This is a genomic window from Eoetvoesiella caeni (assembly GCF_003315175.1).
GTDB lineage: Bacteria > Pseudomonadota > Gammaproteobacteria > Burkholderiales > Burkholderiaceae_B > Eoetvoesia > Eoetvoesia caeni.
This window is the reverse complement of sequence record NZ_QNRQ01000002.1, coordinates 388,435-401,496: the sequence shown is the minus strand read 5'-3', so window position 1 is coordinate 401,496 and position 13,062 is coordinate 388,435. Positions and strand designations below refer to the sequence as shown.

At 59.0% G+C, this 13,062-nt stretch carries 12 protein-coding genes; 8 read left to right on the top strand and 4 right to left on the bottom strand.

Going from position 1 to position 13,062, the window contains the following annotated elements:
- Positions 1–418 precede the first annotated feature (418 nt).
- The 4 genes from rpmH to yidC all read left to right on the top strand — a co-directional run bounded on the left by rpmH (position 419) and on the right by yidC (position 3,028).
- Positions 419–553, top strand: coding sequence for a 50S ribosomal protein L34 (rpmH, locus tag DFR37_RS05540; RefSeq protein WP_113932225.1), 135 nt, complete (start codon positions 419–421; stop codon positions 551–553).
- 42 nt (positions 554–595) lie between these two features.
- Entirely contained in the window at positions 596–958 is a 363-nt protein-coding gene (rnpA, locus tag DFR37_RS05535) for a ribonuclease P protein component (protein WP_113932224.1), read from the top strand.
- A gap of 8 nt (positions 959–966) precedes the next feature.
- On the top strand, positions 967–1,200 hold the full coding sequence (yidD, locus tag DFR37_RS05530; protein ID WP_113932427.1) for a membrane protein insertion efficiency factor YidD: 234 nt from the start codon (positions 967–969) through the stop codon (positions 1,198–1,200).
- A 124-nt stretch (positions 1,201–1,324) separates the two neighbouring features.
- Positions 1,325–3,028 (top strand): membrane protein insertase YidC, encoded by a 1,704-nt coding sequence (gene yidC, locus DFR37_RS05525; protein WP_113932223.1) that lies wholly within the window; start codon positions 1,325–1,327, stop codon positions 3,026–3,028.
- A gap of 118 nt (positions 3,029–3,146) precedes the next feature.
- On the opposite strand, the gene DFR37_RS05520 is transcribed toward yidC, so the two are convergent.
- Complete coding sequence (locus tag DFR37_RS05520) at positions 3,147–3,443, bottom strand: YciI family protein (protein ID WP_113932222.1); 297 nt, start codon at positions 3,441–3,443, stop codon at positions 3,147–3,149.
- A gap of 136 nt (positions 3,444–3,579) precedes the next feature.
- On the opposite strand from DFR37_RS05520, the gene mnmE reads away from it, so the two are divergent.
- Together mnmE and rhuM are read left to right on the top strand one after the other, a co-directional pair.
- The gene (gene mnmE / locus DFR37_RS05515) at positions 3,580–5,016 is read left to right on the top strand and encodes a tRNA uridine-5-carboxymethylaminomethyl(34) synthesis GTPase MnmE (RefSeq protein ID WP_113932221.1); all 1,437 of its coding nucleotides are present in this window, start codon (positions 3,580–3,582) and stop codon (positions 5,014–5,016) included.
- An 85-nt stretch (positions 5,017–5,101) separates the two neighbouring features.
- On the top strand, positions 5,102–6,070 hold the full coding sequence (gene rhuM / locus DFR37_RS05510; protein WP_211317213.1) for a RhuM family protein: 969 nt from the start codon (positions 5,102–5,104) through the stop codon (positions 6,068–6,070).
- A gap of 329 nt (positions 6,071–6,399) precedes the next feature.
- Here rhuM and DFR37_RS05500 read toward each other — a convergent pair whose 3' ends face one another.
- From DFR37_RS05500 to DFR37_RS05490, 3 genes are read right to left on the bottom strand one after another with little or no spacing between them, the layout of a single operon-like run.
- Positions 6,400–8,766: a TOTE conflict system archaeo-eukaryotic primase domain-containing protein gene (locus DFR37_RS05500; protein ID WP_113932220.1), complete on the bottom strand. Its 2,367-nt coding sequence runs from the start codon at positions 8,764–8,766 to the stop codon at positions 6,400–6,402.
- 10 nt (positions 8,767–8,776) lie between these two features.
- Complete coding sequence (locus DFR37_RS05495; RefSeq protein ID WP_113932219.1) at positions 8,777–9,922, bottom strand: hypothetical protein; 1,146 nt, start codon at positions 9,920–9,922, stop codon at positions 8,777–8,779.
- Positions 9,923–9,964: 42 nt separating this feature from the next.
- Positions 9,965–11,014, bottom strand: a complete 1,050-nt coding sequence (locus DFR37_RS05490) for a Fic family protein (protein ID WP_113932218.1) — start codon at positions 11,012–11,014, stop codon at positions 9,965–9,967.
- A gap of 351 nt (positions 11,015–11,365) precedes the next feature.
- Here DFR37_RS05490 and DFR37_RS05485 point away from each other — a divergent pair, with 351 nt between their 5' ends.
- Both DFR37_RS05485 and DFR37_RS05480 read left to right on the top strand, forming a co-directional pair.
- Complete coding sequence (locus tag DFR37_RS05485) at positions 11,366–11,899, top strand: 2,4'-dihydroxyacetophenone dioxygenase family protein (RefSeq protein WP_113932217.1); 534 nt, start codon at positions 11,366–11,368, stop codon at positions 11,897–11,899.
- 254 nt (positions 11,900–12,153) lie between these two features.
- The gene (locus DFR37_RS05480) at positions 12,154–12,945 is read left to right on the top strand and encodes a crotonase/enoyl-CoA hydratase family protein (RefSeq protein ID WP_113932216.1); all 792 of its coding nucleotides are present in this window, start codon (positions 12,154–12,156) and stop codon (positions 12,943–12,945) included.
- Positions 12,946–13,062 lie beyond the last annotated feature (117 nt).

The following is a 13,062-nucleotide window of genomic DNA, read 5'->3' as shown; positions in this document are numbered from 1 at the left end:
AGGATAAGATCGGCACCCAGTACTTATGCTAAGCATTTGACTAAACACATAGAATTTGATGAAATAGTGGGCTTTTCAAGAATTTTTAATGCTGAGACGGCCTTTTTGTTGCTGCGCTTGGTGCGGCTTTTAATACCCTAAGCCCCCCAAAAGCCATCAAAAGCTGCGCGAAAACCGCTAAAAACGCGGCTACGGGGTGCAAAAAAAGACGTAACAGCAAATGGTGGCAGCCACAACTGCAAGTCTTATGGGCGGCAAGGCATCAGCCTTGGGCCTAAAAAAACCGCCTGGCATCTGTTTTACTGTTTAATCGGTACAACAAACCCGGCGGTGAAACCAGCAAAGCAAGCGACCGACTACGGCTTTTCGGCGCTCGGCTCGACAACAGCTCTTTATAGCTCTTTTATTTGGATTACCCATGAAACGCACTTTTCAACCTTCCGTTACCCGCCGCAAGCGCACCCATGGCTTTCTCGTACGCATGAAGACCCGTGGTGGTCGCGCCGTCATCAAAGCGCGTCGTGCCAAAGGCCGCAAGCGCTTGGCCGTTTAAGCCCGTTTGGCCCAGCCAAGGCTGCCCTTGGCTATAAAGCCCATGCGTGCCACGTTTACTCCCGCGGCGCGTTTGCACCGCCCCTCGGAATACGCCGCCGCCCTCAAGGGTAAACGTATTGCCAGAGGGGCTTTGTTTGTTATAACTACGCCCCGGGATGCTGCCGAGGGTGCCGACCAGGCTCGTCTGGGGTTGATAATAGCCAAACGCTATGCCGCCAGAGCCGTTACCCGCAATGCCATGAAGCGCGTCATCCGCGAAGCATTCCGGTTGCGCCGGCACGAGCTCCCCCAGTGCGATTACGTATTCCGGCTGCATTCCAAAGTCGGCCCGCTTACGCTGACCGAACTGAAAAAGCTGGTACGTTCCGAAGTTGATGCCTTGCTTGACCGGGCGGTGCGATGAACCATAGTCTGCCTCAGGCCCTGCTTATCGCCCCCATCCGCTTTTACCGGTATTTCCTTAGCCCCTGGCTAGGCCGCAACTGTCGCTTCACCCCGACTTGTTCCGCCTATGCCATCGAAGCCATCGAAATCCATGGCCCGCTGCGAGGCCTGTGGCTGGCCGTACGGCGTATCGCCCGCTGCCATCCCTGGTGTTCAGGCGGCTGCGATCCCGTTCCGGGCTCGAAACACACGAGCAAATAACCAGCCGGCTCATCGGCTGTTTACCGCTCGTTTTTATGAATCCCCTCATGCTCAACTGCGGTTCAGTTGAGCTACGTTAAACTAACGAGCTTTTGCTCCGCTTTAACTTAAGAAAACAGGCGCTATGGATATCCGACGCACCGTCCTCTGGATGATTTTCTCTTTCTCGCTCTTGCTGCTGTGGAATAACTGGCAAGTGCATACTGGCAAGCCTTCGCTCTTTGGCGGCTCGACCACAAGCCAGACCGCCGGTACAGAACCGAAACAGGCGGCAAACGGCACCAAGGCGCCCAACGCCAGCGTTCCGGCCGGTGCTCCGGCCGCGGTAACGCCGGCCCCAGCCGCCGGCAACGAGACGGTGCCCGGCGCGGGCCAAAAAGCAGCCAGCGCCTCGGAAAAAATCCAGATCAAGACCGACGTCTACGAGCTGACCTTCGACACCACGGGTGCGCAGTTGGTCAAGGCTCAACTGACCAAATACAGAGACCTCGAAGATCCCAGCAAACCCATGATGTTGCTGGACGACTCGGCCAGCCTGACCTATCTGGTCCAGGCCGGCGTGGTCGGCGCTGCGCAGGGCCAAAGCTTTCCCACGCACCTGACGCCGTTTCAGATGACCTCATCCGAACGCACGATGTCGGGCGACACGCTTAAAGTCGTCTTCGAAGCGCAGTCCGACGGCCTAAAAGTCGTCCGGACCTACACCCTGCACAAGGGCCGCTACGATATCGACGTCCAAAACGACTTGTACAACGTGGGCACGGCCCCGGTTAATCCGTCCATCTATTACCAGCTGACACGCGACGGCAACGATCCTCCCAATACTTCGCACTTCTACAGCACATTTACGGGTCCCGCGGTCTATTCCAGCGAAGACAAGTACCAGAAGATCAAGTTCTCCGATATCGACAAGAACAAGGCCAGCTACATTAAGCAGGCCGACAATGGCTGGATCAGCATTGTGCAGCACTATTTCGCCACCGCCTGGGTACCGGCGGAAGGCAAAGTGCGCCATAACGAGGCATTGCGCGTTTCCGACAACCTGTACGCCGTACGGGCCATCGAACCGCTGGGCACCATCGAACCGGGCCAGCACCAGGCCACCACCGCCCACCTATGGCTGGGTCCCCAAGACCAGAAAGCCATGGCGCATGTCGCCCCCGGCCTGGATGTGGTCGTCGACTACGGCTTCCTGACCATTATCGCCAAGCCCCTGTTCCAGCTCATGACCTGGATACATAGTTTCGTCGGCAACTGGGGCTGGACGATCGTGCTGCTGACCTTGCTGATCAAGCTGGTGTTCTACCCCCTTTCGGCCGCCAGCTACCGCTCCATGGCCAAAATGAAACTGGTCACGCCGCGCCTGCAGGCCTTGCGTGAAAAGTTCGGCGGCGATCGGGCCAAAATGAACCAGGCCATGATGGAGATGTACCGCACCGAAAAAATCAACCCGCTGGGCGGCTGCCTGCCCATGGTTGTTCAGGTGCCGGTCTTTATTTCCCTGTACTGGGTCCTGCTGGGCAGCGTGGAAATGCGCGGCGCACCCTGGATCCTCTGGATTCACGATCTGTCGATCGGCGACCCATGGTTTATTTTGCCGGCCATCATGATGGGCACCATGTTCCTGCAGATCAAGCTGAACCCGACTCCTCCGGACCCCATGCAGGCCAAGATCATGCTGATCATGCCCTTGGTATTCGGCGGCATGATGTTCTTCTTCCCCGCGGGTCTGGTTCTGTACTGGTGCGTCAACAATATTGTGTCCATCGCCCAGCAGCGCTACATCATGCACAAGCTGGACAAACAAACAGCGGTAGCGCACCGCTAGGCGGCTCAAGCCCCGGGTCGTCGATACGGCCGCGGAAGGCACCTGCCCCGCAAACAGCACCCCAAAAATTGGACACTGATCCAGGCTTTGGGGTGTTTTTTATGGCCAGTGGGTAGCGCTACAAATAGCACTTGCCGTCCAGATACGCCTTGCGCCAGCGGGTAATGCTGATGCGGTCGAACAAGGCGCCTTTGGTAAACGGGTCGTCATTGATGAACTGTTCGGCCTCTTGCCGGGTTTCCACATCAATAATGTAAAAACTGCCCAAGCCTGTCACCCCGTCGTCTTCGAGCTTGGCACCGCATGCCAGCAACAAGGCGCGGTTTTCGTCCAGGTAGTCCAGATGCTTGTCGCGCAAGGCCTGGCGCAAAGCGTGCATGTGCTCTTTGTCGTAGGTGTCGATCATATAAGGCATGGCGCTTCCTTAAAAAGGCGTGGTTTCAACGCTTATCTTAAACGCCGCGCCAGCTTTCGCCAATGGAGCGGCGCTTAGCCTTTCATCGTCCCGCCCACTACAATGTGACAACTCCACAATTGCCGTCCTACAGTCCATGACTTCTTACTCGCATCAGCCCATTATTGCCATAGCCACCGCCCCCGGGCGCGGCGGCATCGGTGTGGTGCGCATTTCGGGCCGCGACCTGAGCGCCTTGGCGCAAAGCCTGTTCGGCACGCCTCTGCAACCGCGACACGCCCATTATCTGCCCTTCAAAGACGCCCAGGGACAACCTATCGACGCCGGCATCGTTCTTTACTTCAAAGGGCCCAACTCCTATACCGGCGAAGATGTGCTGGAGCTGCAAGGCCATGGCGGTCCCGCCGTATTGCGCCGCCTGCTTGAGCGCTGTCTTGAGGCGGGCCGCAATCAGGAACTGCGCCACGCCGAACCGGGCGAATTCACCCGGCGCGCCTTCCTGAACGAGCGCCTGGACCTGGCCCAGGCCGAAGCGGTGGCCGACCTCATCGACGCGTCATCCGAGGCAGCCGCGCGCAGCGCCATGGCTTCCCTTAGCGGCCAGTTCTCTACCCATGTCAACGCCCTGGCCGATCGCATCGTGCATTTGCGCATGCTGGTCGAAGCCACCCTGGACTTTCCCGAAGAGGAAATAGACTTCCTGGAAAAATACCAGGCGGGCGCCACCCTGGCCAAGATCCGCGACGACCTGGCGGACTTGACCCGCCAGGCCAGGCAAGGAATGATTTTGCGCGAAGGCCTGCAAGTGGTGCTGGCGGGCCAACCCAATGTGGGCAAGTCCAGCCTGCTCAACGCGCTGGCCGGCGACGAAATCGCCATTGTCACCCCCATAGCCGGCACCACCCGCGACAAAGTCGCCCAGCAAATCCATATCCAGGGCGTGCCCCTGCACATCATCGACACCGCCGGGCTGCGCGAAACCGAAGACACTGTCGAGAGCATCGGCATCGCCCGCAGTTGGGCTGAAATCGAAAAAGCCGACGTCATCGTCCACCTGCAAGACGCCCGCACCCACAACGACGAACTCGACTCCGCCATTACCCAACGCCTGCCCGCCCGCACACCGGTATTGAAGGTGTTCAACAAGATCGACTTGCTGGCCGATGCTGCCTCGAACAAGCCCGCAACATTGCCAAACGACCTTGCCGTTGCGGCGGATCCTGCCGCAGCGTCAACCGGATCGGCCGACGCCCATGTCGAGTTCAGACTTGGAATTTCCGCTAAAACAGGCGCCGGCCTGGACGACCTGCGCCACAAACTGCTCGACATCGCCGGCTGGAACCCCAGCACCGAATCGCCCTGGCTTGCCCGCGAACGCCACTTGCGCGCACTGAGCCTGACCGCCGAGCATCTTGAACTGGCCGCGGAGCACGCCAGCCACAACGACAGCGTCCTCGATCTGTTCGCCGAAGAACTGCGCCTGGCCCACGACGACCTATGCGCCATCACCGGCCAATTCACCAGCGACGACCTGCTGGGCGAGATCTTTTCCAGCTTCTGTATCGGGAAGTGAGGTGTGGTTCAGGGACATCACTGATTACGGGTCCAAGTTCGCCGAATAGCCTGATTATTGGCTTGTATGGGCTCAAGGAGGGTCCATGTCTCTCACAGATACCGCGCTCAAGGCGCTCAAGCCCAAGGATGACAGTTGCATGCTTGGTCGAAGTACAGACCACGTGGAGATACTTGGTATGAATGGCAAAAAACTGATTCGCAACAGCACAGCCGAGTTTCTGATCTTCACTGGCCAAGCCGGCGAGCAGAGCATCGAAGCCCGCTACGAGGACGAGACCCTGTGGCTGTCGCAGAAGCTGATGGCCGAACTGTTCGGGGTGGATGTGCGCACCGTCAGCGAGCACCTGAAGAACATCTTTGCCAGCCAGGAACTCGCGCCTGAGGCAACTATCCGGAAATTCCGGATAGTTCAGCAGGAGGGCCATCGGGAGGTGTCCCGGGCGGTGGACTTCTACAACCTCGACGCCATCATTTCCGTCGGCTATCGGGTCAACTCCATACGCGCAACGCAGTTCCGCCAGTGGGCGACCGGCGTCCTGCGAGAGTTCGCCATCAAGGGCTATGTGCTGGATCGTCAGCGCATGGAAAACGGCAGCTTCCTGGGCGAGGACTACTTCGAGCGACTGCTGGCGGAAATCCGCGAGATCCGGCTCAGCGAGCGACGCTTCTACCAGAAGATCACCGACATCTATGCCACCAGCGTGGATTACAACAAGGACGCACCGACTACCAAGGCATTCTTCGCCAAAGTGCAGAACAAACTGCATTACGCCATCCACGGTCATACGGCCGCTGAGTTGATCCGCAAGCGGGCCGATAGCAGCAAGCCGCATATGGGGCTGACTTCCTGGGCGAGCGCGCCCGAAGGCAAGATTCTGAAAACCGATGTGGCCGTCGCCAAGAATTACCTGACCAAGGATGAGTTTTGCCCCGCAGCAGTTCGATGCACTCCCTCGCTACAGCGGGCAACCTCTCCAAAGCATCAGGCTGACGCATGGCCTCGCCGAGGATGGACTGAGCCAACTGGCGAATCGTCGCCCTGGTATGGTTGAGTGCCCGTTCGAGCAACGGCAGGTAATCGTCGTCTTCCAGGCATGCTTCGACGAACGTCAGTGGTTGATTCCGCACGGCATAACGGCTGACCATGGAGAAGCCGGTCATCGGGTTGCGGCGGTACTCGACCAGCGGAGTCAGCCGCTCATCGAGCAACAAAGCTTTCGGGGTGATGATGTCTGAAGGTTGATGTGACATGGCAAGGCTCCTGTCGGTATCGGCCACATGGCCAAAGGAGCCGCTATCTCACCCCAGCATCATCGCTGCCGCTGCAAACAATCCGAACTGCGTGCTACCCGTATTCATTACCAGGAGCAAAAAGCATGCGCTACGTTGGTAACTCCAGGTCCAACTCCTCCGCAGTCGCCATCCGATAACCCATCACCTGGTAGCCACGCTGCCGCCGTTCCCACATGCGCAGCAGCGAAGGATGTCCAGCGTCGATGAAGTCGATGATGCGCACACGCTGCTTGCCCACCTGCTCCCGGTGCAGACGGCCGGCATACTGTTGCAGCGTACCTTTCCATGAGATCGGCATTGCCAGCACCAGCGTGTCGAGCGGCGGGTGGTCGAAGCCTTCTCCCACCAATCTGCCACTGGCCAGCAACACGCGCGGGACATCGGCATCCAATGCATTCAAGGCAGCGATCACGCTGGCGCGTTGTTTCTTCGACTGGCGGCCATGCAGCAGGAACAAGGGCTGGACACGCCCCACCAGAGCGGCGTGCAAGCCGTCAAGATGATCGGTCCGTTCGGACAAGGCCAGCACCTTGCCGCCCTGTGCAAAAACCTTCGCGATCTCGTCGGCGATCGTAGCGGTACGGGTGATATCGCTGGAAAGCTGGCGGAATATGTCCTGGATGGCCGCATCTTCAGGAAATGCGGTTCGCGCCGGCAGGTAGCGTGGCACACACTCCAGCATCTGTGGCGCACCAGCCGGTTTGGCAGCGGTATGGCGGATCGGGCCACACTGCATGAACAGAATGGGTTGACGGCCATCGCGCCGGATCGGTGTAGCCGTCAACCCCAGTACATAACGGGCGCGGACACGTTTGAGAATGGCCTCAAACGACACTGCAGAGAGGTGGTGGCATTCGTCGACGATGACGTGTCCGTAATTTTCCACAATGGGGTTGGTTTCTCCCTGCCGATGTATGGACTGCATGACTGCGATGTCGATGCGGCCTGTCGGCTTGGACTTGCCGCCGCCAATCACGCCGACCATCTCCTTTCCGCAACCCAGGAAAGTCTGCAGCCGCTCCTGCCACTGCCTGAGCAATTCCGTGCGATGCACCAGTACCAGCGTGTTGACGCCACGCCGGGCGATCAATGCTGCGGCGGTAACGGTTTTTCCGAAGGCGGTGGGTGCGCACAGGATGCCGGTATCGAAGCGGAGCATCGCTCTGACGGCTTGCTCCTGGTCCTCACGAAGTTGGCCTTCGAACTCAACAGCAAGGGCTTGGCCGCCGCAGCGTTCGTCCCACAGTGCGCAGCCGATAGCGTTCTCACGCAGTAGCTCGTGGAGAGCATCGAGGCAGCCACGTGGCAGGGCGATATGGTGAGGGAAATTCTCGGCGCAACCAATCAGACGAGGTTTGTTCCAGACCGGCAGGCGCAGCGCCTGGGCCTGATGGAACTCAGGATTGGCGAAAGCGGCCAGACGGATGAGCCGGTTGGCCAATACCTGCGGAAGTGTGTCCTTCTCGATGTAGATGAGATTGGCCAAAGTCAATGTGAGCGAAGCCGGCATCGCACCAACCAACCGTTGCCGGCTCACTGCCGAACGTTTCCATGGCTCGTGCAGGTCCTCCTCAGTAGCAAAGGTGACGTCCAGTGGATGAGAGCCGCCGGTGGCGCGCAGGATGACAGGCTCGATGTCGTGCGGCTCCATCGTCTGCAGCGAGGCAAGGAAGGCCCATTGGTCGGGATGCGGTTGCAGGGCATCGTCCACAAAGACGCTTGCCCCACGCTCGCGAGGCATCTTCTGCAAAGGCAGGGCAATCAGGTTGCCGAACCCACCCTTGGGCAGGGTGTCCTGGTTCGGGAACAGACGATCGTAGGAGCTCAGTGCCAATTGCCTCGTACGAGCACAGGTGTGACTGATCAAAGCCGTTCCCAACCGGCGGGCATCCCGGGCAGGGACGCGGCCGAAAAAGAAGATCCAGGCATGGGCACCATTGCCGGAGCGCGAAATTTCCAGCGCCACCGGAACACCCAGCTCACGGCAAGATTGAACGAAGGCTCGGGCATCATCACGCCAGTCCGATTCGTCGAAATCAACGGCAAGCAGATGGCAATCATCGCCTGCCAGCAGCGGATAAAAGCCGATGGTATGGCGTCCCGCCAGGTGATCAAAAAGGACCTGATCGGTCAATGGCAACAGTTGCCGCTGCTGGCAGTCACTGCATTTGATGCGCGGCTTTTCACAGACGCCTGGACGCCACTCGTTAGCACAAGCCGGCGAGTAGCCGCTCTTGCCGGTCTTGCTTTCCCAGCGGACTGGATAGACGTCGGTGCGGCCCCGGAATAACCGGCCAAAGAGCGCGACTTTCTCGCCTGTGGTCAACGATAAAGTTGCCGGAGACTTGGGAACCGGGGCAGGTGTTTGCCAAACGATGCCGTGCGCTTCAAGCAGAGCGACCAAGCGGGCGTTCTCGGCACGAAGGCGGGCGAGTTCGTCGTCGCGGCCAGTCATCGCCTGCGCTTTATCCTGACCACAAGCCCGCTTCGGCCAGGCGACGCAGCAGTGCCGCCCGCTTGGCGTGAGGGACAAGAAAGCGCCGCAACTGGCGATCGAAGGCGTCTGGGCCGGCAACCAACGCATACCCTTCGGCAAGCACCTTCAGCAGACTGACCGTTTTTTCGTAGCCGGATGCACTGCCGCGAGATGCCTGTTCACTTGCCGCTTTCCAGTATTTGTCCGGCGAGTCCATGATCCGGCGTAATTCGGCCTCGCGTTTCTGGCGCCGTTCCGCCTCGCGTTTTGCATGAGCCTGGGCTTCGCGAGCCCGCCTGGCTGCGGCAGCCGATTGCGCCAGTTCTCGCAGTTCCGCCACTTGGCGTCGGGCGGCCCCCGAAGATGCCGGGCGTTGTGCCTTGAGCCAGGCCGCGTAGCGCGACTTTACCTGGCGTTCCGCCTCCTGGCCCCGACCCAATGCAATTGTCTTGAGCACGTCCTCCATATCCGCTGTCTGCCAGGTATCCAGCCAGGTGGATATTGGCAGCGTTTCGTCGTGCAACGAAGTGGCCGCGGCACTGTTCATGCTGGCGGCTTCAAGCAGATCCGGGTCGATTTCCAGAAACTCGACCAAGGCCTGCTGCGCTGGCGAGAGGTCGGCCAACCCACAAGGCACTTCCGGCTCCAGCACGTCATCGTGCAAGGCATTGCCAGCAGCCAACCAGCCCAGGTACAGAGGCCGCAAATCGCCGCGCATCAACTCATCTCGCAAGGGAATCAACCTGCGCATCCAACCACTGCCGTCGTCTTCGGCAAAGCGGTCACAATCCTCGCTTTCCTCCAGCATCCAACTGACGATCCAGTGCGAATCGCTGGATTCAACCGACAGCGCAGCCGAACGGGTGAAGGCATCCAGCTCGGCGTTGCGAAAAACGGCCTTCGGCAGTCGCAGCGACACATGACAACTGCACCAATTGGCCAAATAGACAAAGGCATCGAAATAGCGCCGCATCCATTCGGCAGGATCGGCCTTGAGATCGCCCCACTCATAGTGATTGGTGAAGCTGGCGGGCATGATGACGGCGCGAGTGGAGACAGCGCGAAGTTCGGCCATCTCGGTACGGGTCAACGGCCTGTCGATGGCCGCGAATTCGTAGTATTGGTATTCACTCATGATACTGATGTCCGATGGATCTTTCTGGATTTGGCAGGCAACTCAGCGCAACTCGTACCACGTCCCACGCCCGCCCCCCTGCTGGAGCAAATGCCCCTGCTCCACCAGCGTACGGAAGTGCTGTTTGAGCGTGTTGCGGTTGCCGCCGGTCAGGCGGATGGCTTCGGCCATGGTGATACGGCCGTGCTCGCGCGTGAATTCGACGATCTGCAATGCCAGGTCCGGCAGCTTGGCCAACACCAGCTTCTCGCGCTCGACCTTGCGCTCCAGGCGACGTACCTGCTGGGACAGTGCGCGCAGGAAGAACACCAGCCAAGGCTGCCAGTTCGGCGCGTTGCTGCGGATACTGCCTTGTGTCTGGCGCAGCGCCAGGTAGTAGGCTTCCTTGTTCTGCTCGATCACGCTTTCCAGCGAGCTGTAAGGCACGTAGGCATAGCCGGCCTGCAACAGCAGCAATGTGGTCAGCACCCGGCTCAGGCGACCATTGCCGTCCTGAAAGGGGTGGATCTCCAGAAACACCACGACCCAGATGCCGATCAACAGCAATGGATGCAGGCGTCCACGGCTGCGTTCCTCGTTGAACCAGGCCACCAATTCGGCCATCAGGCGTGGCGTATCGAAAGGCGTTGCAGTCTCGAACACCACACCAAGCGGCTTGCCATCTTCATCGAATGCCGCGACGCTGTTGGTGGTGGTTTTGTAGTTGCCGCGATGCCAGGCGTCTTTGTCGCTGTGGGTCAACAGGTCGCGGTGCAACTGCCGGATGTGGTTCTCGGTCAGTGCAATGTCCTGCCAGGACGAGAACACCAGCTCCATGACTTCGGCATAACCCGCCACTTCCTGTTCGTCGCGGGTCTCGAAGGACTTGATCTGCAGGTTGGAGAGCAGGCGTTCGACTTCACGGTCCGACAGTCTGCTGCCCTCGATCCGTGTCGAGGAACCGATGCTCTCGATGGTGGCAACCCGTCGCAATGCCGACAGCCGGTCAGGCGCCAGCGTGCCCAGGGCGCGCCAGGCGCCCTTGAATTCGTCGATGCCGGCGATCAGGCCGAGGATTTCCGGGGAGATCTGGAGAGAGTCGGTGCGAATCATGCAACCAATAGTACACCCGTTTACACCCAAAAATCCCCACATTCCATTTGGAAACCCATTTACGCCCATTCTGGCAAGCCAGGCGGCAAGAGATGATCCGAAAGATACGACTCAATCAATCCTTCTGTATCGGCAAATAAGCCATAAGCCACGGAAATCTTGGAAATATCACGATTCGATCGGATTGCATCGGCAATCGGGCACCACCGATGCGCGCCGGCCTGCATATATAAAAATGTATCTCACTGTAAAACTCAGTATGCGCTAAGCTTATGTGTCCGCGAGCAGACCAGACGCTCAAGCGTGATACTCCTTCGTATCGCGCGCTGTTTTCATTGCAAGGAGATCATCATGGCCGACGCGCCTACCACCGAATTTTGGAAAGACATTCCCGCCATTGCCAATGTCTTCAAACCAGACGCCCTGCCTGAAGCTTACATAGCCAACGCCCCCACCGACGACGAGCGGTATTACGTACCGTTTTCCGACACAGTATCGTCCCGCCCCCTGTGGATCTCGCCCACCCAAAACAAATGGGCCGACATCCTCATGGCCAAATCCGCCGGGCTGGTCAACCGCCACTACCATCCGCACGAGGTTTTCGCCTACACCATCTCGGGCAAATGGGGCTATCTTGAACATGACTGGACAGCCACCGCCGGCGACTTCGTCTATGAAACCCCGGGCGAAGGCCACACCCTGGTTGCCTACGAACACAAAGACCCCATGAAGACCTTTTTCATCGTCAAAGGCCCATTGATCTGGCTTGACGACAAAGGCGAAGCCGACGGCTATTTCGACGTGCACGACTACATCAAAATGTGCCGCGAACATTACGAAAAAGTCGGCATCGGCGCAGACTACGTCGACACCCTGTTCCGGTAAAAAGCCATAGTGGCTGTCAGTACCGCAGATCCCTATATAAGTACACCTGGCGCCCGCGCCAACACCGGCCGGGCGCTTTTTCAATCTGAAAGATCCCTACATTGCATGTAGCGCAAGTGCCCACTCCGCAACCGCAGCCGCCGCGCGTCCCGCTCTTTTCCTCTTGCTTATTCTTCCCAACTATTTATAATCAATAACAATTATGTTTAATAACTAAATTCATCTCCCATCCCCTTTTCGCGAATCCAGCCATCATGAGCCAGCCCGATTATTCTCATCTCCTGTCCGTCAAGCACATCGGCGCCGTCGCCCAGGTGCGTATTACCCGGCCCAATAAACGCAACGCGTTGAACGAAGACCTGGTCATGGCCATCAAGGCTTGTTTCGAGTCCATGCCCGAATCCGTCAAAGCCATTGTGTTGTACGGCGAAGGCGACCACTTTTGCGCTGGACTGGACCTTTCCGAAGTCTCGGCCCACACGGTACCCCAATCCGTGCTGCACTCGCGCATGTGGCATGCGGCATTCGAGCATGTTCAATTCGGGCGTGCGCCCGTTATCGCCGTTCTGCACGGCGCCGTCGTGGGCGGCGGGTTTGAGCTGGCCTCGGCCGCCCATATACGCGTGGCCGAAGAGTCCGCGTTTTATGCCCTGCCCGAAGGCAAGCGCGGCCTGTTTGTCGGTGGCGGCGGCTCGGTGCGCATTTCGCGCCTTATCGGCGTTGCCCGCATGTCCGACCTGATGCTTACCGGCCGGGTGCTGAACGCGCAAGAAGGGCACCAGATCGGCATCTCGCAATACTCGGTCGGCAACGGCCAGGGCCTGGCCAAGGCCATGGAGCTGGCTGAAAGCATTGCCACCAATGCCGCCATGACCAACTACGGGGTCATGCACATGCTGCCGCGCATTGCCGATCAATCCATACAAGACGGCCTTGCCACCGAATCACTGATGGCTGCGGTCGCTCAGACCGACCCAGCCACACTGGACCTGCTGGCGCAATTTTTGCAAGGCAAGAAAAACAAGGTCCAGTTCAAGCCTTCCTGAGCAAGCCTACGTCCAACGCAACGCACAACACTGCACCGCACGCTGGCGCCGGAACAACCGCCCCTCGCTGTCCTGCCTCGCCGCCCATACATAACGCCTATACCGCCGGAGTCTTGC